At 61.4% G+C, this 17,345-nt stretch carries 18 protein-coding genes; 9 read left to right on the top strand and 9 right to left on the bottom strand.

The genetic code is table 11. From position 1 onward, the window contains the following. Positions 1–11: 11 nt before the first annotated feature. Positions 12–1,055, bottom strand: a complete 1,044-nt coding sequence (locus PG898_RS10130) for a glycosyltransferase family 9 protein (protein WP_161507747.1) — start codon at positions 1,053–1,055, stop codon at positions 12–14. Between the two features lie 222 nt (positions 1,056–1,277). On the opposite strand from PG898_RS10130, the gene coaD reads away from it, so the two are divergent. Beyond that, a complete protein-coding gene (gene coaD, locus PG898_RS10135; protein WP_005323744.1) occupies positions 1,278–1,760 on the top strand; it encodes a pantetheine-phosphate adenylyltransferase in 483 nt (160 codons plus the stop codon). A 76-nt stretch (positions 1,761–1,836) separates the two neighbouring features. Here coaD and PG898_RS10140 read toward each other — a convergent pair whose 3' ends face one another. The 6 genes from PG898_RS10140 to radC all read right to left on the bottom strand — a co-directional run bounded on the left by PG898_RS10140 (position 1,837) and on the right by radC (position 5,509). Beyond that, complete coding sequence (locus PG898_RS10140; protein ID WP_161507882.1) at positions 1,837–2,715, bottom strand: VirK/YbjX family protein; 879 nt, start codon at positions 2,713–2,715, stop codon at positions 1,837–1,839. Between the two features lie 177 nt (positions 2,716–2,892). After that, positions 2,893–3,705: a bifunctional DNA-formamidopyrimidine glycosylase/DNA-(apurinic or apyrimidinic site) lyase gene (mutM, locus tag PG898_RS10145; protein WP_161507748.1), complete on the bottom strand. Its 813-nt coding sequence runs from the start codon at positions 3,703–3,705 to the stop codon at positions 2,893–2,895. 27 nt (positions 3,706–3,732) lie between these two features. Next, complete coding sequence (locus PG898_RS10150) at positions 3,733–4,188, bottom strand: hypothetical protein (protein ID WP_042648922.1); 456 nt, start codon at positions 4,186–4,188, stop codon at positions 3,733–3,735. A 94-nt stretch (positions 4,189–4,282) separates the two neighbouring features. Then, the gene (gene rpmG / locus PG898_RS10155; RefSeq protein WP_005323752.1) at positions 4,283–4,450 is read right to left on the bottom strand and encodes a 50S ribosomal protein L33; all 168 of its coding nucleotides are present in this window, start codon (positions 4,448–4,450) and stop codon (positions 4,283–4,285) included. 11 nt (positions 4,451–4,461) lie between these two features. Continuing rightward, positions 4,462–4,698, bottom strand: a complete 237-nt coding sequence (rpmB, locus tag PG898_RS10160; protein ID WP_005307492.1) for a 50S ribosomal protein L28 — start codon at positions 4,696–4,698, stop codon at positions 4,462–4,464. 136 nt (positions 4,699–4,834) lie between these two features. Next, a complete protein-coding gene (radC, locus tag PG898_RS10165) occupies positions 4,835–5,509 on the bottom strand; it encodes a RadC family protein (protein ID WP_042648929.1) in 675 nt (224 codons plus the stop codon). Between the two features lie 147 nt (positions 5,510–5,656). On the opposite strand from radC, the gene coaBC reads away from it, so the two are divergent. The 4 genes from coaBC to PG898_RS10185 all read left to right on the top strand — a co-directional run bounded on the left by coaBC (position 5,657) and on the right by PG898_RS10185 (position 9,121). Beyond that, on the top strand, positions 5,657–6,859 hold the full coding sequence (gene coaBC, locus PG898_RS10170) for a bifunctional phosphopantothenoylcysteine decarboxylase/phosphopantothenate--cysteine ligase CoaBC (protein ID WP_041206610.1): 1,203 nt from the start codon (positions 5,657–5,659) through the stop codon (positions 6,857–6,859). 125 nt (positions 6,860–6,984) lie between these two features. Further along, the gene (gene dut / locus PG898_RS10175) at positions 6,985–7,443 is read left to right on the top strand and encodes a dUTP diphosphatase (RefSeq protein WP_005323758.1); all 459 of its coding nucleotides are present in this window, start codon (positions 6,985–6,987) and stop codon (positions 7,441–7,443) included. Positions 7,444–7,514: 71 nt separating this feature from the next. Then, positions 7,515–8,111 carry a nucleoid occlusion factor SlmA gene (gene slmA, locus PG898_RS10180; RefSeq protein WP_005323760.1) on the top strand — a complete coding sequence of 199 codons (597 nt, stop codon included), beginning with the start codon at positions 7,515–7,517 and terminating at the stop codon, positions 8,109–8,111. Positions 8,112–8,284: 173 nt separating this feature from the next. Beyond that, positions 8,285–9,121 carry a mechanosensitive ion channel domain-containing protein gene (locus tag PG898_RS10185; protein ID WP_005323762.1) on the top strand — a complete coding sequence of 279 codons (837 nt, stop codon included), beginning with the start codon at positions 8,285–8,287 and terminating at the stop codon, positions 9,119–9,121. A gap of 130 nt (positions 9,122–9,251) precedes the next feature. On the opposite strand, the gene PG898_RS10190 is transcribed toward PG898_RS10185, so the two are convergent. Then, on the bottom strand, positions 9,252–9,440 hold the full coding sequence (locus PG898_RS10190; RefSeq protein WP_005323764.1) for a holin: 189 nt from the start codon (positions 9,438–9,440) through the stop codon (positions 9,252–9,254). 418 nt (positions 9,441–9,858) lie between these two features. On the opposite strand from PG898_RS10190, the gene pgi reads away from it, so the two are divergent. Then, positions 9,859–11,508, top strand: a complete 1,650-nt coding sequence (pgi, locus tag PG898_RS10195) for a glucose-6-phosphate isomerase (protein WP_161507749.1) — start codon at positions 9,859–9,861, stop codon at positions 11,506–11,508. Positions 11,509–11,659: 151 nt separating this feature from the next. Here pgi and ilvC read toward each other — a convergent pair whose 3' ends face one another. Next, on the bottom strand, positions 11,660–13,141 hold the full coding sequence (gene ilvC, locus PG898_RS10200) for a ketol-acid reductoisomerase (protein ID WP_161507750.1): 1,482 nt from the start codon (positions 13,139–13,141) through the stop codon (positions 11,660–11,662). 224 nt (positions 13,142–13,365) lie between these two features. Here ilvC and ilvY point away from each other — a divergent pair, with 224 nt between their 5' ends. The 3 genes from ilvY (at position 13,366) to PG898_RS10215 (ending at position 17,218) form a co-directional block, all read left to right on the top strand. Beyond that, positions 13,366–14,259 carry an HTH-type transcriptional activator IlvY gene (gene ilvY / locus PG898_RS10205; RefSeq protein WP_005323770.1) on the top strand — a complete coding sequence of 298 codons (894 nt, stop codon included), beginning with the start codon at positions 13,366–13,368 and terminating at the stop codon, positions 14,257–14,259. Between the two features lie 102 nt (positions 14,260–14,361). Further along, on the top strand, positions 14,362–14,553 hold the full coding sequence (locus PG898_RS10210) for a hypothetical protein (protein ID WP_005323772.1): 192 nt from the start codon (positions 14,362–14,364) through the stop codon (positions 14,551–14,553). A gap of 91 nt (positions 14,554–14,644) precedes the next feature. Beyond that, positions 14,645–17,218: a bifunctional acetate--CoA ligase family protein/GNAT family N-acetyltransferase gene (locus tag PG898_RS10215; protein ID WP_161507751.1), complete on the top strand. Its 2,574-nt coding sequence runs from the start codon at positions 14,645–14,647 to the stop codon at positions 17,216–17,218. The last annotated feature ends 127 nt before the right edge of the window (positions 17,219–17,345 follow it).

Raw genomic sequence — 17,345 nt, forward strand, 5'->3', positions numbered from 1 at the left:
TGTCTGCATTCTCAGCTTTCTGCCCGCCAGAACGGCGGTGCCCAGCGGGCGATCGCCGCTGCCATGGTCTTGGGATCGAGCTGGCTCATGTCTTCCGGGTGGTCGCTGTCTTCCGGCGGGCTGAAGGCCAGATGACGCCCCTCGCTGTTGAGCGGGCGCCAGCGCAGCGGCGTGGCTGAGCGGTGCGCCGGGAAGAAGCCTATGGTCGGCACGTCCAGCGCCGCGGCTATGTGCAGCGGCCCCGTGCTGCCCGCCACGAACAGGGCGGCATTGGCCATCACCTGACAGAACTTCGGCAGCCCCTCATCGGAGCGATAGATCCAGCCGTTGCCGCCGTGAGCCAGCAGCTCGGCCGCCAGCTGTTCCGCCTTGCTCTCCTCCCCGGGCCCAGCCGTCAGCACGCACTGCAATTCAGGGCAGGCCTGGTTGAGCTTGATGATGAGGCGCGAGTACTGCTCGATGGAGAGGTTGTTGGCCGAGCCGCCGCTGCCGGCGTGCACCATCAACCAGGGGCGGCCCGCATCTAGCTTCAACCGGCTGGCGACTTGCTCGCGCACCTGTTGCAGGCTCTCGGGATCGAAGCTGAGATAAGGTCCCTGAGGCTCCACCACGCTCAGTTGCTGGTCGGCGAGGAAGCGGCGCACCAGATCGAGATTGTACTCGTACTCCGGCTTCTGGGAGCGGGAACGGCGCTGCACCAGCCGCTGGTTGTAGAGTACCTGGGCCAGCTTGGTGGCCGGGGCCAGCCGGTAGGGAATGTGTGCCTTCCACACCAGCTTGGCGTTACGGGTGTTGGAGAAGAGGCAGATGGAGGCATCGAAGGCGGCCGCCTTGATGCGGGCCAGCAAGGCGCGTTGCTGCTCCTTGTCGGCCCGGGCACCCGGATCCAGGATGATCTCGTCGATCCAGGGGCAGAGGCGGGCCAGTGGCGCCGTGTAGGCGGGCACCAGGGCAGTCACATGACACTCCATGGAGCGCTTGAGCATGGCAAAACTCGGCCAAGCCAGCATGAAGTCACCAATCTTGTCATTGCGGACTACCAGAATACGTTTCATAAAAAATCCCTTTGCTCCCTGTCACCAAAGAAGGAGGCTTGATGCGCGGTGCGGGTATTCTTGCCTGATGCCGGGCTATTCTCAAGCGAAGACGCCAAGGGCCCCTGATTTGGGCGATCCAACCTGGGGCGTCGCGCCAGAAATCCGCACCATCCCGGTCGCGACAAACCACCAACAGACCCTATAATGCGACCAATTTTCCCGGTTGCAGGAATCAGCAGCATGACCAACAAGGTAATCTATCCCGGCACCTTCGACCCCATCACCAACGGCCACACCGACCTGATTGGCCGGGCCGCCAGGCTGTTTGACGAGGTGGTGGTCGGGGTCGCCAACAGCCCGAGCAAGCGGCCGCTGTTCGATCTGGCGGAGCGCGTCCTGCTGGCTCAGCAGGTGACCGCCCATCTGCCCAACGTCAAGGTGGTGGGCTTCTCCGGCCTGCTGGTGGATTTTGCCAGGGAGCAGCAGGCCAACGTGCTGATCCGCGGCCTGCGTGCCGTCTCCGACTTCGAGTACGAATTCCAGCTGGCCAACATGAACCGCCGCCTGATGCCGGAGCTGGAGAGCGTCTTCCTCACCCCGGCCGAAGAGAACTCCTTCATCTCCTCCACCCTGGTGAAGGAAGTGGCCCTGCACGGTGGTGACATCCACCAGTTCGTCGATCCCCTGGTGGCCCAGGCCATCTCCGCCAAACAGGGGAAGTGACAACGCAAACAGGCTACCCGAGGGTAGCCTGTTGGTCGGGGCGGCCTGACACAGCCCCGGCCTCCCGTCCCGGCCGTCAGCCCGGCGCGCGGTGCAGCACCTGCTGACAGTGGAGCGCCAGCTCGTCCAGCCAGGCGTAGCGACGCCGGTACATGGCCCGCTTCTTGGCGGCCACCTCCTCCAGCGGCTTGCGTACCACGGGTTGCAACCGCACGAAGTTGGCATCCTGATCCAGGGCACCGAACTCCTGCCACAGCTCGTCATAATCCGCCTGCAGGCAGGCTTTTTTCTTCTTGCTGTAGCGTCTGGCCTGGAAGATGTGCGCCTTCATTCGCACGGCCGAGACACGGCTGGCCCCCATGGCCGCGGCCAGCGCCATCACCAGCATCACCACCAGCGACTTGGGTCTCAGGCCATGGCCCGCCTTGGTCAGGGCCCGTACCTGCTCCTGGGGCTGCTCGACACCGGGCTCGGGCCCCTGCACCGAGCCTATCACCAGCGCCAGCTCATGCTCGCTGCCCGCCAGCGAGAAGGCGCAGCTGTAGAGCCGTTCCCCCTGATCGTTGACGATGGAGAGGGCCAGCTCGGCCTCCCGGCGGAAGGTACCGTCGTGGCGCAGCACCAGGCGACAGCCACCCTCGGGGTAACGGCCGAGTTCGATCCCCTCCCCCAGATAGAGCGGGGCGATGAGATCGGGATAACGGGCCAGCAGCAGCCGGTAGTGATCCTCCACCATCCTGACCCGCTGGTTCACGGTCGAGCAGGCGAAGCGATAGGGCCGCATCGGCTTGTCGAGCAGCTCGGGATAGTGGGCAGGCAGGGCCCTCAGGGGTTCTGTCTGAAACAGCTCGAACACCCGGCTCAACTGCGACCGGTAGAGCAGACTGCGCAGCACGAACTTGCCGCGATTGAAGGTCTTGCGGGCGCTGTCATCGGGATAAAGGAAGCGGGCCATTTTCTGGGCGCAATAGTACCCCTGCCGGGATAAATGATCCCAGTCTATTGATTCTGCTGTCATTTTTATTACCTCGCAGCCTGAACTGGCGAGATAGTAGTCATGGACGAAAGCGGCATCAACAGACTGGCAATACTCTCTTACAACTTGGCAGGATATGGCCCAAAAAACGGTAATTCAGCGTTGGCAGTGGGAGCAGAACACCGTGGTTCTCTGGCCCATCCTCACCTCGGTCAGCAAGGTATGGCAGTGGAAACAGGGCTGGCCGCCCCGGCCATAGACCTGCAACTGCTGCACGAAATAGCCCGGCTTGCCGTCGGCACTGGTGAAATCCTTGAGGGTGGTGCCTCCCTGGCGAATGGCCTCGGCCAGCACCCGCTTGATCTCTGCCACCAGGGTCCCCAACCGCTCGCCGCTGATGTTACCCGCCGCCCGCTTGGGGTGAATGCCGGCGGCATAGAGCGCCTCGTTGGCGTAGATGTTGCCCACCCCGACCACCACCTGGTTGTCCATCAGGAACTGCTTGATGGCGGTGCTGCGCCCCTTGGCTCGTCCCCGCAGATAGTCGGCGCTGAAGGCGTCGGTGAGCGGCTCAGGCCCCAGCTTGGCGAGCAGGGCGTGCGCCACGGCGGGTTCGCGGGTCCACAGCAGGGCACCGAAACGGCGCGGATCGTTGAGCCGCAGCAGCTTGCCGTTGGCGAGCTCGATGTCCACGTGATCGTGCTTCTCGGCCGGGGTGCCTATGTCCAGCACCCGCAGGCTGCCGGACATGCCAAGGTGCAGGATGGCGGTGCCAAAATCGGTCTCCAGCAGCAGGTACTTGGCGCGGCGGCTGACCCTGTGGATGACGAGATCCACCAGCTCCTGGATCTCGCCAGGCACGGGCCAGCGCAGCCGGCCATCCCTGACCACCACTCGGGTCACCTTGATGCCGGTGAGCCAGGGAGAGATCCCCTGGCGGCTGACTTCGACTTCCGGTAATTCAGGCATAGACAGGCCTCTCGCTCACGGCAGGGTTCAGGGGGTGGGACGCAACAGGTCGCGGTACTGCTCCTGGCTCAGGGTGAGCCAGGTCGAGGGGGGTAGCAGGGCGGCAAACTTGCCGTCATCCTGATAGAGCCCGACTTCCACCGGATCGCTCTGGCCGGCGACCCATATCTTGAGGGTGACAGGGGTGCCGCGCACGGCCCCGCCCGGGGGCAACAGCCAGCCTTGCCATGTCTCGATGCGGGCGGCCAGCTGGGCGCTGCTGAGCCCCAGATCCGGCCCGCTGCGCCAACCCTGGCCGATCCGCTCTATCTGCCAGCTCGGCCCCTGCCAGGTCAACACCACGGCAGACTCGGGCAGCAGGGGACGGGACCGCTGGGCGCTGTTCTCCTGCTGGGCTTGCTCCAGCCGGTGCAGTAGGGTGATCACTATCAGCACCACCACTATGATCACATTATTCCAGCCTTTGCGGCTCAATTTGAACATGGCAAGCCTCCCTTTGAAGCGGCAGTGTACTGAATTCCATCCATAAAAAAACCCGGCACTAAGCCGGGTTTTTTGGGAATGCAGCATCAAGTGATTACTTGATTTTGCCTTCCTTGTAGATCACATGCTGACGAATAACGGGATCAAATTTCTTGATCTCCATTTTTTCGGGCATGGTGCGCTTGTTCTTGGTAGTGGTATAGAAGTGACCAGTACCGGCGCTGGAGTTCAGGCGAATCTTATCGCGAATACCTTTAGCCATGATCTAATTCCTTATACCTTAACGCCGCTGGCACGCAGTTCAGCCAGAACCACTTCAACGCCGCGCTTGTCGATGATACGCATGCCTTTTGCGGATACGCGCAGGCTTACGAAGCGTTTTTCACTCTCAACCCAAAAACGGTGAGTGTGCAGGTTCGGCAGGAAACGACGCTTGGTAGCGTTGTTAGCGTGCGAACGGTTGTTACCAACTGCCGGGCGCTTGCCGGTTACTTGGCATACTCTAGACATGTCAGTCTCTCCAAATCTTACTTCATTGCTCGAGCAAATATCTGCCCCGCTGGCCTTCGATTGCGGGGCAAACAGAAGGCGGCATTTTATACAGCATCCGTGATCAAAGATCAACTAATACAGTGCCAGAGCCCAGTCATAACCAACCACGCTCTGCGAAAGAAACCGTGATGCCGTCACCGATCACCAAGTGATCCAGCACTCTGATATCGACCAAGGCCAGGGCGGCCAGGATCCGATCCGTGATCTGGCGGTCGGCCCGACTGGGCTCGGCTACGCCGGACGGGTGATTATGCGCCAGAATCACGGCGGCTGCATTATGTTTGAGCGCGATCTGCACGATTTCCCTGGGCCAGACGCTCGCCGAATCCAGGGTGCCGTAGAAAAGTTCAACAAATTGAATCACTCTGTGCTGGTTATCGAGCAATAACAGCGCAAACACCTCCCGCGGCCTGTCCCGCAGTTGAGCCTGCAAATACTCCCGGGTCAGCTGGGGGGACGTGAGGGCCTCCCCCCGTTGCAACTGCTCGGCAAGATGCCGTCTGCCCATCTCCAGCACCGCCTGCAACTGGGCATATTTGGCCGGCCCCAACCCGTGAGCACCGCAAAAAGCCTGTTGCTCGGCACCGAGCAATGCCCGCAGGGATCCGAACTGCTGCAACAGCTGGCGGGACAGATCCACCGCACTCAGGCCGCTGACCCCGGTGCGCAGGAAGATCGCCAGCAATTCCGCATCGGACAGCACCCCAGCTCCACGGCGCAACAGCTTCTCCCGGGGGCGCTCATCTTCCGGCCACTCCTTGATGCTCATTTGTCTCTCCCCCATGGCTATTGAGAGAAAACATAGCAAAAAATCGCGGGAGCCCGACCACAACTCCCCCATGTCAGCCTCTGTCGTCGTCCATCGCCTGTGCTATCTTAGCCGACCAGTCAGAGTGAGCCGAAAGAGAAGCAGCAGATGAGATTGGCCGATAAACGCATCCTGTTGGGTGTCAGTGGCGGGATCGCCGCCTACAAGAGTGCCGAGCTGGTACGCCGCCTGAAAGATCAGGGGGCCGAGGTGCGGGTGGTGATGACCCGCTCCGCCAAGGAGTTCATCACTCCCCTGACCCTGCAGGCCGTCTCCGGCCACCCGGTCGCCGACAGCCTGCTGGATCCGGCCGCCGAGGCGGGCATGGGCCACATCGAGCTGGCAAAGTGGGCCGATCTGGTGCTGATCGCGCCCGCCAGCGCCAACCTGATGGCGCGCCTGGCAGCCGGCATGGCGGATGAACTGCTGACCACCCTCTGCCTGGCCACCCCGGCAACCGTGGCGCTGGCGCCGGCCATGAACCAGCAGATGTTCCGCAACGCCGCCACCCAGGCCAATCTCGATACCCTGGCCAGCCGTGGCATCCTGCTGTGGGGGCCGGACTCCGGCAGCCAGGCCTGCGGCGACGTGGGCCCGGGCCGGATGCTGGATCCCCTCGAACTGGTGGAGCGCTGCTGCCAGCAGCTGACTGCCGAGCCATTGCTGGCGGGGGTCAAACTGCTGCTCACCGCAGGGCCGACCCGTGAGGCGCTGGATCCGGTGCGCTACATCAGCAACCACAGCTCAGGCAAGATGGGTTACGCCATCGCCCGCGCCGCCCGCGAGGCGGGTGCCGAAGTGACACTGGTGAGCGGCCCTGTCGCCCTTGCCGCCCCCCAGGGAGTTGAACGGGTCGACGTGGAGAGCGCCCTGCAGATGCACGAAGCTGTGATGAGCAGGATCGGTGACTGCGATCTCTTTATCGGCTGCGCCGCCGTGGCGGACTATCGCCCTGCCCAGGTCGCCAGCCAGAAGATCAAGAAGACCGGCGACAACGACCAGATGACGCTGACCCTGGTCAAGAATCCCGACATCATCGCCGCCGTGGGAGCCTTGTCAGACAAACCCTTCACCGTCGGATTTGCCGCCGAAACTGTGGATGTGGAACAATACGCCCTCGACAAACTGCGACGTAAGCGGCTGGATATGATCGCCGCCAACGACGTGTCCCGTGCAGGTCAAGGCTTCAACGCCGATGACAATGCCCTGACCGTCTTCTGGCAAGGGGGTCAAGCTGCCCTGCCCCTGGCCGATAAGCTGACGCTGGCTCGTCACCTTGTGGCCCTGATTGCACGCCATTATCGACCCTGAGCCCTGGGCCATTTCCACAGACGAAAGCGTCGTGGCGACACGGATCGTATTGAACATGCGAGTGCCCACACAAGCACCCGCTGAACCACTCGATCGCCCCTGGCGATCCAACTGAAAAACGATTTATGAACACACAAATTGAACTGAAAATCCTGGATGCCCGTATCGGCACAGAATTCCCGCTGCCTGCCTACGCCACCCCGGGTTCCGCCGGTATGGATCTGCGCGCCCTGCTGGATGCACCGATCACGCTGGCGCCGGGCGACACCACCCTGGTGCCGACCGGGCTCGCCATCCACATTCAGGATCCGGGTCTGTGCGCCACCATCTTGCCCCGCTCCGGCCTGGGTCATAAGCACGGCATCGTGCTGGGCAACCTGGTCGGCCTCATCGACTCCGACTACCAGGGCCAGCTGATGGTCTCAGTCTGGAATCGCGGCAACGACAGCTTCACCATGCAGCCCGGCGAACGCATCGCCCAGCTGGTGATCCTGCCCGTGGTGCAGGCCAGCTTCCAGCTGGTCGACGAATTCAATCAGAGTGAACGGGGTGAAGGCGGGTTTGGTTCTTCTGGTCGCCAATAACAAGACCACACAGCCCCTTGGGGTTTGTGTCTAATAACAGAATCAAGCCATTGTTTTTTTTAGGGGAATCCATGGCAAGCAGTAACCAGAAACAGAGTCGGCGCGATCAGATCCTGCAGGCACTCGCCCACATGCTGGAAACCAGTCCGGGCCAGCGCATCACCACGGCGCGCCTCGCAGCCGAGGTAGGTGTGTCCGAGGCGGCCCTCTATCGACACTTTCCGAGCAAGGCGCGGATGTTCGAGGGGCTGATCGACTTTATCGAGGATTCCCTGCTGTCACGAGTCAACCTGATCATGGCCGAAGAGAAGGACACCATGGCCCGCTGCCACCATATACTGCAGCTGCTGCTGGTGTTCGCCGAGCGCAATCCCGGCATCACCCGCATCCTCAACGGCGATGCCCTGCTTGGCGAGCACGATCGGCTGCGGGATCGCATCAGCGCCCTGTTTGACAAGCTGGAGACCCAGCTCAAGCAAGCACTGCGGGAGAAACGGCTGCGGGAAGGCCAAGGCTTCCAGCTCGATGAGACCATGCTGGCCAACCTGCTGCTGGCCTATGCCGAGGGCCGCATCAGCCAGTTCGTCCGCTCCGAGTTCAAGCTCAAGCCCACCGCCGGGTTCGAGGATCAGTGGCAGTTTATGCGCAGCCAACTTCTACAGAGCTGAGTTCATACATCACATGCGCCTCATACACCATAGGGGTTGCGACTAAGAGGGAGGCCTTGGCCTCCCTTGCTTTTTGTGGCACAAAAGAGAGACGAGTATCAGATGCGACCCAGGCTGTCGCGTTCCGGTGTTAGATTCATGCGCCATAAACCTTCATATCAACAGGACATCCTATGGAACCCGAGATCATTACCGAAGCGCAGACCTGGCTGGTCAACAACCAGGGGCTGATCATCGAGTACGCGGTCAACATCGCCGCCGCCCTGCTCACCCTGCTGATCGGTTACATCGCCGCCAACCTCATCAGCAGCGCCGTGGTCAAGGTGATGCAGACCCGCAAGCTGGATACCACAGTCACCCACTTCGTCGGCAGCATCCTCAAGTACACCATTCTGGTGTTCGTAGTGATCGCCGCCCTGGGCCGGGTCGGGGTGCAGACCGCCTCCTTCGTTGCCATTATCGGTGCTGCCGGTCTGGCCATCGGTCTGGCGCTGCAGGGTTCGCTCTCCAACTTCGCCGCCGGTTTCCTGCTGATCATCTTCCGCCCCATCAAGGCCGGTGAATTCATCGAGGTGGCCGGCACCAATGGCGTGGTGCAATCCGTCCAGCTGTTCACCACCACCCTCACTTCCGGTGACAACAAGATGGTGGTGGTGCCGAACTCCGCCATCCTCAACGGCACCATCGTCAACTACTCGCGCATGGATACCCGCCGGGTCGACATGACCTTCGGCATCGGCTACGGCTCCGACCTGCGCAAGGCCAAGCAGATCCTGGAGCGACTGGTGAACGAGGACTCGCGCATTCTGAAAGACCCGGAAGCCGTCATCGCCGTCGCTGCACTGGCCGACTCCTCGGTCAATATCGTGGTGCGTCCCTGGGTCAAGACGGGCGATTACTGGGGTGTCTGGTTCGACTTCCACGAGAAGGTGAAACTGACCTTCGATGCCGAAGGCGTCGAGATCCCCTTCCCCCAGATGGTGATGCACATGCAAAAACCGCAGGCGTGATCACGGTTCCGCTGCAACGCATAATGCCAGCCTCCGGGCTGGCATTATCATTTCCGGCCCCCGCTGACGGACATAAAAAATCCGGCCATGTGGGCCGGACTTTGTTCTCAGCAAACAGGGATCGGCGCCACTACACCAGTCGGCGTGCGACCCGGTTGAGCAGCGGTTGCACCAACACATAACCCCCCAGCACCGCACCGATCACCGCCAGCACCCGTAACGGCAAGGTAGGCGCCGCACTGGTCAGTACCATGGTCAGCAGACCGATGAGGCCGGTGGCGATCAGGCTCAGGGCAAACAGGGACAACACAGCTTTCATTGCGATCTCCTCATTCCAGACAGTGGCCATCCCTGGGAGATCTCGTCCATTCGGCTCATATGCTAGCCAAGACCCAACCCTGACAATTTGCGCCTGCTCATAAAACGAGCCAAAAAGCGGCTGTCAGATACCCCTTTAGCTGTAACACGAACTTGCCAGGCAACAAGTCGCGACCAGCCATATATGAAAGCCCTTTCAACCCGTGCAAGCCGGGTGAAGTATGAGCAAACTCAAGATCCCCTGGCCATGAGTGACTCATAATCGCAGCGTTTTGGTTGTAAACTCCTTCGATGGCAGACAATTGGTAAAGCTCTGTTACATGGGCCGCGCAATGGGCCCGGTATAATGCTCGAATAATAAGGTTTGGCGGGAGCCTTGCCTGCAAGGTTCATACACAACTTGGAAGACTGATAATCCTATGAAAAACATCAATCCAACCCAGACCCAGGCCTGGCAGGCGCTGGAAGCCCACTTTGCAGCGAACAAAGAGACCCGGCTGAAAGATCTGTTCGCCCAGGATCCCCAGCGTTTCGACAAGTTCTCCCTCACCTATCAAGGCGACATCCTGGTCGACTACTCCAAGAACCTGATCACCGAGGAGACCCTCAAGTTGCTGGTCGATCTGGCCAAAGAGACCGATCTTCACAGCGCGATCGATGCCATGTTCAATGGCGAGAAGATCAACATGACTGAAGGGCGCTCCGTACTGCACGTGGCCCTGCGCAACCGCTCCGACCGCCCCATCGAAAGCGATGGCAAGGATGTGATGCCGGAAGTGAAGGCCGTACTGGCCAAGATGAAGGGCTTCTGCGAGAAGATCATCTCAGGCGAGTGGAAAGGCTACACCGGCAAGGCGATCCAGCACGTGGTCAACATCGGTATCGGTGGCTCCGATCTCGGCCCTGTGATGATCACCGAGGCGCTGCGCCCCTACAAAAATCACCTGCAGATGCACTTCGTCTCCAACGTCGATGGCACCCACATCGCCGAGACTCTCAAGAAGATCGATCCGGAAACCACCCTGTTCCTGGTGGCCTCCAAGACCTTCACCACTCAGGAGACCATGACCAACGCCCTGACCGCCCGCGACTGGTTCATCAACATCGCCGGTGACAAGGCCCACGTCGCCAAGCACTTCGCTGCGCTCTCCACCAACGGCAAGGCCGTGGCCGAGTTCGGTATCGACACCAACAACATGTTCGAGTTCTGGGACTGGGTTGGCGGCCGCTACTCCTCCTGGTCTGCCATCGGCATGCCTATCGCCCTGTCTGTCGGCTTTGAAAATTTCGAAGCCCTGCTGCAAGGTGCCTTCGAGATGGACATGCACTTCGCTACTGCCTCCTATGAGCAGAACGTGCCGGTGCTGCTGGCGCTGATTGGCCTGTGGTACAACAACTTCTACGGTGCCGAGTCCGAAGCCATCCTGCCGTACGATCAGTACATGCACCGCTTCCCTGCCTACTTCCAGCAGGGCAACATGGAATCCAACGGCAAGTACGTGGATCGCAATGGCAAGCCGGTTGACTACCAAACTGGCCCCATCATCTGGGGTGAGCCGGGCACCAACGGCCAGCACGCCTTCTACCAGCTGATCCACCAGGGCACCAAGCTGATCCCCTGTGACTTCCTGGCACCGGCCATCAGCCACAACCCGATCGGTGACCACCACCCGAAACTGCTGGCCAACTTCTTCGCCCAGACCGAGGCGCTGGCCTTCGGCAAGAGCAAGGAACAGGTCGAAGCCGAGTTCCTGGCAGCTGGCAAAACCCTGGAGCAGGTCAAGGATCTGGTACCGTTCAAGGTGTTCGAAGGCAACCGCCCGACCAACAGCATACTGTTCAAGAGCCTGACCCCGAAAACCCTGGGTGCCCTGATCGCCATGTACGAGCACAAGATCTTCGTACAGGGCGCAATCTGGAACATCTTCAGTTTCGATCAGTGGGGCGTGGAGCTGGGCAAACAGCTGGCCAACAAGATCCTGCCGGAGCTGGGCAATAACGAGGCTGTCACCAGCCACGACTGCTCCACCAACGGTCTGATCAATACCTGGAAATCCTGGAAGGCCTGATTTTTCAGTTCTTTATGAATGCGAAAGCCCCGCTCACTGAGCGGGGCTTTTTATTGCCGGGAGCCGGCGTTGCCATCCTGTAGAGATCTGGCCAGGTGTCTAAGCCAGCCAGAAGACGGGGATCGTCACCCCCACCCTTCCATCGCCGGCATTAACCGCCGACGGCGATGCGCTTCATGTCTTTCATGTAGCCACGCAGGGTCTGGCCGATCTTCTCGATGGGGTGATTGCGGGTCGCTTCGTTCGCGGCCAGCAGTGCCTGGTTGTCCACGGCCTTGCTCTCGGCACGGGCGCTACCCAAGTCCCCCGCTTGCAGGGTCGGCATAAAGTGCTCGCGCAGCAGCGGCACGGCGGCGTTGGCGAACAGGTAGTTGCCGTACTCTGCGGTATCTGAGATGACCACGTTCATCTCGTACAGACGCTTGCGAGCGACTGTGTTGGCGATGAGTGGCAGCTCGTGCAGGGATTCGTAGTAGGCGGACTCTTCATAGATGCCGGAGGCCACCATGGTTTCGAACGCCAGCTCGACACCCGCCTTGACCATGGCCACCATGACCACGCCATTGTCGAAGTACTCCTGCTCGGCGATCTTGCCCGAATAGGCAGGAGCATTCTCGAAGGCGGACTTGCCGGTCTCTTCGCGCCAGCCGAACAGCTTGGCGTCGTCTTCGGCCCAGTCGGCCATCATGCCGCGGGAGAACTCGCCGGCGATGATGTCATCCATGTGCTTCTCGAACAGCGGACGCATCAGGGTGCGCAGCTGCTCGGAGAGCTCAAAGGCGCGCAGCTTGGCCGGGTTGGACAGCCGGTCCATCATCAGGCTGATGCCGCCCTGCTTCAGGGCCTCGGTGATGGTTTCCCAGCCGAACTGGATCAGCTTGCCGGCGTAGGCCGGGTCGGTACCTTCGGCGACCAGCTTGTCATAGCAGAGCAGGGAACCGGCCTGCAGCATGCCGCAGAGGATGGTCTGCTCGCCCATCAGGTCGGATTTCACTTCCGCCACGAAGGAGGATTCCAGCACGCCCGCACGGTCGCCGCCGGTGGCGGAGGCCCAGGCCTTGGCGATGGCCATGCCTTCACCCTGGGGATCGTTCTCCGGGTGAACGGCGATCAGGGTCGGCACGCCGAAGCCGCGCTTGTACTCTTCACGTACCTCGGTACCCGGGCACTTGGGCGCCACCATGACGACGGTGATGTCGGCACGGATCTGCTGACCCTCTTCCACCACGTTGAAGCCGTGGGAGTAACCCAGGGCGGCGCCCTGCTTCATCAGCGGCATGACAGTCTTTACCACGTCGGAGTGCTGTTTGTCCGGGGTCAGGTTCAACACCAGATCGGCGGCCGGGATCAGCTCTTCATAGGTACCGACGACGAAGCCGTTGTCGGTGGCCTTCTGCCAGGAGGCGCGCTTCTCGGTGATGGCGGCCTTGCGCAGGGCATAGGAGATGTCCAGCCCGGAGTCGCGCATGTTCAGGCCCTGGTTCAGACCCTGGGCGCCACAGCCCACAATCACCACCTTCTTGCCCTTGAGCGCCGCACAACCGTCAGCGAACTCCTCGCGCTGCATGAAACGACACTTGCCCAGCTGGGCCAACTGCTGACGCAGGTTCAAGGTGTTGAAATAGTTAGCCATGGTGATTGCTCCGTTCGATTGATTCCATGCCGGGTAGCGGCGTTGTCCAAGCCACTATAGCGCGGGACACTTATTGCCTGAACTGATATATTCGAAACAGTACGTTGCATAAATTGAAATGTGACTCTTGGTATTCTCAGGCCGTTTTCCCCACCCGGTGTATCGCGGGGGCTTGCGGCCTGACGATATATGGTCGGCACAAGCGCCGTTGCAGGAATTCAAAGATGGACCTTCGCAATCTCGAACTGTTTCTCCACCTCGCCGACTCCCTCCACTTCGGCAAGAGCGCCGACGCCATGGCGGTCAGCCCCTCCACCCTGAGCCGCGCCATCCAACGGTTGGAGCAGGAGACCGGCTGCGTGCTGTTCGAACGGGACAACCGCAGCGTACGGCTCACCCCGGCGGGAGAGAAGCTGAGGGAGTTCGGTGGCAGCCTGCTGCAGGAGTGGCGGCGGCTCAAGCAGGAGCTCAGGCGCAGCGATGAACCGCTACAGGGTCGGCTGCGGGTGTTCTGCTCGGTCACCGCCAGCTACTTCCTGCTGCCCGAGGTGCTGGAGCGCTTTCGCCGCCGCTATCCCCAGCTGGAGATCAAGCTGGAGACCGGCGACCCCGCCCTGGCGGTGGACAAGATCCTGGCCGACGAGGCCGATCTGGCCATTGCCGCCCGCCCGGATGCCCTCTCCTCCAAGCTGGAGTTTGCCAGCCTGCAGCAGGTGCCGCTGGTGTTTATCGCTCCCCGGGCCGCTCCGCAGTCGAGCCAGTGGTTCTCGCAGGGAGAACCCGACTGGGAGCGGCTGCCGCTCATCCTCTCGGAGCAGGGATTGGCTCGCAAACGCTGTGACCAGTGGTTCCGCAACAAGGGGATCGCCCCCAACATCTATGCCGAGGTAGCTGGCAACGAGGGGATTGTCGCCATGGTGGCGCTCGGCTTCGGAGTGGGGCTGGTGCCTGCCGCCGTGATCGACCACAGCCCCATGGGGGACAAGGTACGCATCGTCGAACCCAAGCCCGCCCTCAAGCCGTTCGACGTGGGGATCGCCGTGCTCAAGAAGCGGCTGGAGGAGCCGCTGATCCGCGCCTTCTGGGACACAGCACGCGGTCAGGGAGGGCTGCGCTGACCCAGAGGCTGACCCCACATCAGTGTCAAATGTGTCAGTATGAAAGCCCTGGAGAAGAGCGGACACTGGCCGGTAAACCCATTCACCACAAAGGGCCATGCCGTGAGCCAGCATCTTGTCGAAATCCAGAGCGCCATCCTGTTTGCAGAGTATCTGCAGAGCCTCGGAGTCCAGCACACCCCGCTCGATCGGGAGCAGGAGGTCTATGTGCAGGACAGGCACCTGGCCACTGTGCGGCGTATCCAGGGTGAGCTGAGATTTTATCTCCGTGCCAATGCCCTGACCCGATCGTGATCCGCAATGGGTCACAGAACGAACACCGAAAGCGTATTAGACTGGCACCATCCGTCACCCTCACCACCGGGGGCCGTCACGAGGAGTGCCCATGAAACCAAGCGGCCTGGATCGGCTCTTCAAACCCCAATCGATTGCCGTCATCGGTGCCTCCAGTGACCCGCAGAAAGCTGGCCATGTGGTCATCCGGCATCTGCTCGCTGGCCAGTTCAAGGGCCCTATACTGCCGGTCAGCCCCCACAGCCGGGCCATCGCCGGCGTGCTCGCTTATCCCGATATCGCCAGCCTGCCCCTCTCCCCGGATCTTGCCATCGTCTGCACCCGGCACGAACGGGTACTACCGCTCATCGAGGAGCTAGGCAAGAAAGGAACCGGAGCGGCCATCATACTGGCTGCTCAGTTCTCTGGCGACGAGCGCCAGCGGCTCAGGCAGCTCTGCCAGCAATACGGCATCCGCCTGCTCGGCCCCAACAGCATGGGTATGTTGTTGCCTGGGCAGGGTATTAACGCAAGCTTCTCCCCCATTGCCGCCACCCCGGGACAGGTTGCCTTCTTGTCGCAATCCGCGGCAGTCAGTACCACCATCCTCGACTGGGCCAAACAGCGTGAACTCGGCTTCTCAGCCTTCGTTTCGCTTGGTGATCACTGCGACATCGACTTCGGCCAGCTGCTGGATCAGCTCTCCCGCGACGGGACAACCCGCGCCATCCTGATCTACATGGACAAACTGCACGATGCCCGCCACTTTCTCTCCGCCGCCCGTGCCGCCTCTCGCAACAAGCCCATCCTGGTGCTCAAGAGCGGCCGCCACGATCCGGCCAACGGCCTCGACAACGTCTATGACGCCGCCATCCGCCGGGCCGGAATGCTGCGGGTCCGAGACACCCATGAGCTGTTTGCCACCGTCGAAACCCTGAGCCACTCTCTTACCCTCAAGGGGGAACGGCTCGCCATCCTCTCCAACGGGCGTGGCCTGGCCAACATGGCTGCAGACGTGCTGCTGGCGCGCGGCGGCAAGATGGCCATGCTTCCTCTGGATATAGGCAGCGATGCCGATGTGGAGGCCTACAAAACCGCGCTGGACGAGTTGCTGCAAGGAGACAAAGCTGATGCCATCCTGCTGATCCATGCCCCCTCCCTCACCGCTCGCGGTGCAACCCTGGCCAGCAGTCTGATCGATTTCCTCAAGCAGCACCCCAGAGCCAGGCGCTTCAACATCCTGACCAACTGGGCGGGAGAATACTCGGCCCAAGAAGGACGTCGTCTGTTCAATGAGGCCGGGATCCCGACTTACCGTACTCCGGAGAGTGCCGTCACCGCCTTCATGCACATGGTGGAATACCGCCGCAACCAGAAGCAGTTGATGGAGACCCCCGCCTCCCTGCAAGGGGACAGGCTCGATGTCGAGCGCTGTCAGCAGTTGCTCCACCAGGCACTGGATCGCAAACAACGGGTACTGGATACCCACCTGGCGCAACCCATCATGCAGGCGGCAGGCCTTTCCACCCTGTCGACCTGGATCGTTTCCGATGCCATCGAAGCGGCGCTGACCGCGGAACAGATAGGCTACCCGGTGGCGGTTAAGCTGCGCTCACCGGATATAGCCCACAAATCCGAGGTACACGGCGTCATGCTGAACTTACGCACCTCGGCGGAAGTGGCCCAGGCGGCGGATGCCATCCTGGACCGGGTCCGTCAGCACGACCCTGGGGCCCGCATAGAAGGGCTGCTGGTGCAGCGCATGGCGCGCCGCAGCGGGGGTCTGGAGCTGAGGATCCGCTTGCAGCAGGATCCTGTGTTCGGCCCCGTCATCCTGCTCGGGGAGTCAGGTGCCGAACCCCACGAGATGGTCGCGGCCCTGCCACCGCTCAACCAGGCGCTCGCTCGCTACCAGATCATCGGTGCCCTCAAGAATGGCAAGATCCGCGAACAGGCCAGCCCGGTACGACTCGATATCGATGCCCTCGGCCAGGTCTTGTGCCAGCTATCCGAACTGCTGCTGGCCTTCCCCGAAATCCAGGAGCTGGATCTGCACCCGCTGCAGGCCTGTGGCGAAGAGATGGTGATCCTGGATGCCAGGCTGGTGCTGATGGAAGAAGGGCACCAGATGCTGCCACTGGCCATTCGCCCCTATCCCACCGAACTGGAGGAGGGGGCCTGGCTCAAGGATCAGAGTCATGTCCTGCTGCGCCCGATCCGACCGGAGGACGAACCGGCCCACAAACAGTTCGTGCTCAAGGTCTCCGATGAAGACAGATACAAGCGCTTCTTCGCCGACGTGGGGGAGCTGGGCCATGAAGAACTGGCCCGCATGACCCAGATCGATTACGACCGGGAGATGGCCTTCGTCGCCGTGGGGCAGGATGGGCCCTACAACCAGCAGATCCTGGGAGTGGTGCGCGCCATCTCCAATCCGGACCAGTCCGATGCGGAATTTGCCATCCTGGTGCGATCCGACCTAAAGGGGTTGGGGCTTGGCAAGTTGATGATGGAGAAAATCGTGCGCTACGCCAGGGAACGTGGCATCGGCCAGCTCTCAGGCATGACCATGCCCAGCAACCGCGGCATGATCAACCTGGCCAAACGGCTGGGTTTCCAGATCGACATCCAGCTGGAAGACGGCATAGTCAATATGGTGCTGCCCTGTGTAGAGCAGGGCCGATGAAGATAGGATGCAGTTGTAAATCAGTCAGATATAGATAGCTGCCGTGAATGTCAGGCAATAAAAAACCCCGCTCATTGAGCGGGGTTTCTTGTATTGGGTGCCTGGCAGTGTCCTACTCTCGCATGGC

Origin of the sequence: Aeromonas sp. QDB31 (genome assembly GCF_027707605.1) — a bacterium.
GTDB classification, from domain to species: domain Bacteria; phylum Pseudomonadota; class Gammaproteobacteria; order Enterobacterales; family Aeromonadaceae; genus Aeromonas; species Aeromonas media.

Bases quoted from the DNA above. Each gene is read 5' to 3' on its own strand.
- radC (WP_042648929.1), bottom strand. From the start codon at position 5,509: ATGAGCATCAAGGAGTGGCCGGAAGATGAGCGCCCCCGGGAGAAGCTG.
- mutM (WP_161507748.1), bottom strand. From the start codon at position 3,705: ATGCCTGAATTACCGGAAGTCGAAGTCAGCCGCCAGGGGATCTCTCCC.
- PG898_RS10185 (WP_005323762.1), top strand. From the start codon at position 8,285: ATGGAACCCGAGATCATTACCGAAGCGCAGACCTGGCTGGTCAACAAC.
- ilvC (WP_161507750.1), bottom strand. From the start codon at position 13,141: ATGGCTAACTATTTCAACACCTTGAACCTGCGTCAGCAGTTGGCCCAG.
- rpmG (WP_005323752.1), bottom strand. From the start codon at position 4,450: ATGGCTAAAGGTATTCGCGATAAGATTCGCCTGAACTCCAGCGCCGGT.
- dut (WP_005323758.1), top strand. From the start codon at position 6,985: ATGAACACACAAATTGAACTGAAAATCCTGGATGCCCGTATCGGCACA.
- PG898_RS10150 (WP_042648922.1), bottom strand. From the start codon at position 4,188: ATGTTCAAATTGAGCCGCAAAGGCTGGAATAATGTGATCATAGTGGTG.
- coaD (WP_005323744.1), top strand. From the start codon at position 1,278: ATGACCAACAAGGTAATCTATCCCGGCACCTTCGACCCCATCACCAAC.
- PG898_RS10190 (WP_005323764.1), bottom strand. From the start codon at position 9,440: ATGAAAGCTGTGTTGTCCCTGTTTGCCCTGAGCCTGATCGCCACCGGC.
- ilvY (WP_005323770.1), top strand. From the start codon at position 13,366: ATGGACCTTCGCAATCTCGAACTGTTTCTCCACCTCGCCGACTCCCTC.
- rpmB (WP_005307492.1), bottom strand. From the start codon at position 4,698: ATGTCTAGAGTATGCCAAGTAACCGGCAAGCGCCCGGCAGTTGGTAAC.
- PG898_RS10130 (WP_161507747.1), bottom strand. From the start codon at position 1,055: ATGAAACGTATTCTGGTAGTCCGCAATGACAAGATTGGTGACTTCATG.
- coaBC (WP_041206610.1), top strand. From the start codon at position 5,657: ATGAGATTGGCCGATAAACGCATCCTGTTGGGTGTCAGTGGCGGGATC.
- PG898_RS10215 (WP_161507751.1), top strand. From the start codon at position 14,645: ATGAAACCAAGCGGCCTGGATCGGCTCTTCAAACCCCAATCGATTGCC.
- slmA (WP_005323760.1), top strand. From the start codon at position 7,515: ATGGCAAGCAGTAACCAGAAACAGAGTCGGCGCGATCAGATCCTGCAG.
- PG898_RS10140 (WP_161507882.1), bottom strand. From the start codon at position 2,715: ATGGCCCGCTTCCTTTATCCCGATGACAGCGCCCGCAAGACCTTCAAT.
- pgi (WP_161507749.1), top strand. From the start codon at position 9,859: ATGAAAAACATCAATCCAACCCAGACCCAGGCCTGGCAGGCGCTGGAA.